Origin of the sequence: Actinocrinis sp. (genome assembly GCF_035946395.1) — a bacterium.
Taxonomy (GTDB): domain Bacteria; phylum Actinomycetota; class Actinomycetes; order Streptomycetales; family Catenulisporaceae; genus Actinocrinis.
Genome location: NZ_DASYZI010000286.1, coordinates 1 through 3,839 on the forward strand (window position 1 = coordinate 1; position 3,839 = coordinate 3,839).

Sequence of the window (3,839 nt, forward strand, 5' to 3'; positions counted from 1 at the left end):
CACGCGCATCAACGAGACGCGCACGGACGAGGCACTGAGCACCGAGCCCGACCTGGTGACGGCGGCCTGCCCGTACTGCATCGTGATGCTCACCGACGGCCTCGCCACCCGCAAGCAGCAGGGCAAGGCGTCGCAGGACGTAAGAGTCACGGACGTCTCCGAAGTACTGCTGCGCTCAGTCCGCCGCACCACGCCCAACGCCGAGGCCCGATCATCTGATTGAACCTGAATCCACCGCAGATTCAGCCGACCTGCGATCATCCGACTAATTGGTCTGTTCGGCGGTCCTGGTCGGCCTCGTCGGCGACTGCGTATCTCAGCTCTGTATCCCGGCCCTGTATCTCGGCTCTCTGACACTAACCGAGGCTTTGTGCCCAGCTGCCCAGCTGCCCAGCTGCCCAGCTGTGCGGCTGTGCGGCTGTGCGGCTGTGCGGCTGTGCGGCTGTGCGGCTGTGCGGCTGTGCGGCTGTGCAGTGTAGGATCGTCCGCCGCCGCGCGTCGGCCGACCCTGCGCCGCAGCCCCGGATGGTGCAGCCCCGGTTAGTGTCGGAGAGTGACCATCCCCAGCCGATTCGTCGTACGCGTAAGAGCAACGTAGAGGTCACTGTCGCCGTGCAGCGGATCGGCCGCGACGGCGTCCGGGTCGACCACGACGACCGTGTCGAACTCCAGGCCCTTGGCTTGACGCGCGGTCAGCACCACGGTCTGGTGCTCCAAATCGGGGTCGGCGCCGTACGCCGCGTCCGGCAGCGCGTCGGCAACGACCGCAGCGAGCTCATCGACCTTGTCCACCGGGACGATCACCGCGAGCCGCCCGTCGCCGACGAGCGCAGCCTCTCGGCGCACGATCTCACCGAGCCGCGCAGCGAGACCTGACGCCGCGACGGTCTCCTCCCACGGTTCGATTCCTGACTCGCGCACTGAGCGCGGCGGTTCGAGTGTCGGGTCGATGCGCGCGAGCACCGTCGCGGCCAGAGCCATCACTTCCGCAGGCGTGCGGTAGTTGACGGTCAGCTCGGCCATCCGCCAGCGCTTGCCCACGTACGGCTCCAGCACCGCGCCCCACGACGACGTGCCCGCGATGTCCCCGGTTTGCGCCAGGTCGCCGACGATCGTCATCGACCGACTCGGGCAGCGACGCATCAGCAAGCGCCATGTCATCGCCGAGAGCTCCTGCGCCTCGTCCACGATGACGTGCCCGAACGTCCAGGTGCGATCCCTCGCCGCACGCTCGGCGATGGTGCGGTGACGCCGGATCGTCTGCTGGTCGGCGATCTGCTCGGCGGTGATGAGGTCGGTAGCGGTCAGAATCTGCTCGAACTCGTGCTCGTCGTCGCGCTCGATCGGGGTCGATCCGGTGAGGATCTCCATCACGCCCTCGGCGTAGCTGAGCGCCTCCCGGCGCTCGCGCTCGGCCTCGGCGGCTTCGGTGTCCGGCGCACCGAGCAGTTCGGCGGCCTCGTCGAGCAGTGGCACGTCCGCCACACTCCAGCCGCCGCCCGGCGAGCGCCACAGCAGTGCCCGTTCGGCCTCGGTCAGCTGCGCCGCCGCCACGGAGAGCAGATCCGGCGAGGCATACAGTTCGGCAAGCAACTGTTGCGGCGTCACCTCCGGCCAGAGCCGGTCAATCGCGGCGTATACCGCCGGTTCCTCAGCCAGCCCGCGGCGGACCTCGTCGCGGTCGTGCCGCTTCAGCAACTCCTCTTCCAGCGGAGGGTCGCCCGGGTCGCCGATTTCCCGCAGATCCGAAGAGATCTGCTCAAGCAGTTCGCGCGAGACCTCGGCGAACGGGTCTTCGTTCAGCCGCCGCATCGCCTGGTCGGTCAGCGCGTCGAGGACGTGCTCGACGACCGCGGGCCGGGCGAGGTTGTGCGGCTCGTGCAGGCCGCGCGCCTTGTCCCGCGCTTCGACGCACGTGTCGCGGTCGAGCCGGTAAACGTAGTTGTCGATGACGACCTTGAGCGTGTCGTCGGGCACTTGCTGCCGTGCCCGCACCGCCGCGGCCACCACCTCAGCCATCACCGCCCGGCCCTTGATCTCGGCGACCGCGGGCGGCTCCGCTGATGTGTGTTGCGCCTCGACACCCGGGTAAAGCTCGCCAAGCGTGCGTAGCACCGCACCGGTCTCGCCAAGCGCGGGCAGCACGTGTGAGATATACCGCAGGAAGGTCGGGTTCGGCCCCACGATGAGCACACCCCGCCTGGCAAGCCGCTCGCGGTGCGTGTAGAGCAGGTAAGCGGCGCGGTGCAGCGCGACAGCGGTCTTCCCGGTCCCAGGCCCGCCCTGCACGACGAGGACGCCAGCGAGATCGGCACGGATGGCGTGGTCTTGCTCAGCCTGAATCGTCTCGACGACGTCACGCATCCGTCCGGTGCGGCTCGCCGTCACCGCAGCCATCAGCGCACCCTCGCCGACCAGCCCCGCCACGCTGTCCTCGTAGCTCTCGTCGAGGTCGAGCGCATCGTCATCGAGGCTGGTGACGTTGCGTAGCCGGGTCTTGATATGGCGACGGCGCCGTACGCCGAGCGGAGAAGCCGCAGTCGCGAGATAGAACGGCCGAGCGGCCGGTGCGCGCCAGTCGATCAGCAGCGGTTCGTACTCCGAGCCCTCGTCGCGAATGCCGAGCCGGCCGATGTACCGCCGCTCGCCATCGTCACGGCCACGGGCACGGCCACGGGCACGGCCACGGGCATCGTCACGGTCGTTAGCGTTGTCCTGGCCGTCGGCATTGCTATCAACAGCGCGACTGGCATTGCCATTGGCGCTGCTATCGCCCTTGCCACGGCCATCACCATCAAGACCGCTATCAACAGCGTCATCAACACCGCCACCGACGGCGAAATCGACGGCGAGACCGACGTGGCCATTGGCGTTGCCATCGCGACTGTCGTGGCCATCAGCATCAACACTGCCATCGACGACATGGCCACCACCATCGCGGTCGCCGTCGTCGCCACCGGCAAGGCCATCGCCACGGACACCAACACTGCTACTTCCACCAACACCGCCGCCGATATGACCGCCATGACTGTCGGCATCACGGTTGCCGATGCCGATGCCGATGCCGATGCTGCCGCTGCCGTCGCCTTCGCGTTTGCCATGGCTATCGTCACGTTCGCCATTGCCGATGAGATCGAGCCGCCCGAAGCACAGCCCGTTCTCTGCCGCGTCGAGCTGCATGAGCCGGTCAGCATGCTCGGACGCCGTCGTGTCACGCTCGGTGCGCTGCTGCGGTGTGCCACTCGGCTCGCGCAGAACGCGAGCGAACTGCGACGACGTGCGCTCCCGTAGCGCGTCAAGTCGTTTGTAGAGCATGGTTACGTACTGCTGCTCGCGGGCGATTTCGTCGGTTTCCCTTGACAAGGCGACTCCCATGTCTCTACTCTAAAAACAGTCGAAAGGGTTCGACTTCTTTGGTGTGCGCAGACATAGCTTCCTGAGTCTAGCGCAGCTCCGGTTCGTATCGCGGCGATTGGTCCGCAACCTTCACAGACCCTGTAGTCTCCATTGCCATTGCCATTGCCATTGCCATTGCCATTGCAGGCGCGGTCGCCTGCCGGGTAGCGCCCGGATGGGTGGCCCGAATTAGCCGGTTCGGGACGGTTGACTATTGGCTCTGGTTGGTTGGTATGTGGTCGGGCAGGGCGGTTGGGGTCCGGGTCCTGCTATCGGCTATCAGGGTTCTGTGAAGTTTTGAAACAGTCAAAATCGGCAGCGACGACGGGGTAGCGGGTCGGCGCGGTGGTGTAGCTGCGTCCGGTTCGGCGTGAGGTCCATTCGAGAGTGTCACTGCGCCGGTGCAGGTCCCATTGACGTTGGGTTTTGTGGTTGTGGTGGCG

The 3,839-nt window shown here is 66.8% G+C and carries 2 protein-coding genes; one reads left to right on the plus strand and one right to left on the minus strand.

Annotated features, from left to right (window positions below; all coding sequences use genetic code 11):
- A partial coding sequence (locus VGS97_RS17375) for a hypothetical protein (RefSeq protein ID WP_326854606.1) occupies nt 1–223 on the plus strand: 223 nt, incomplete at its 5' end.
- Between the two features lie 317 nt (nt 224–540).
- On the opposite strand, the gene VGS97_RS17380 is transcribed toward VGS97_RS17375, so the two are convergent.
- Nucleotides 541–3,180, minus strand: a complete 2,640-nt coding sequence (locus VGS97_RS17380; RefSeq protein WP_326854607.1) for a HelD family protein — start codon at nt 3,178–3,180, stop codon at nt 541–543.
- Nucleotides 3,181–3,839: the final 659 nt, after the last annotated feature.

Bases quoted from the DNA above. Each gene is read 5' to 3' on its own strand.
- VGS97_RS17380 (WP_326854607.1), bottom strand. From the start codon at position 3,180: ATGCAGCTCGACGCGGCAGAGAACGGGCTGTGCTTCGGGCGGCTCGAT.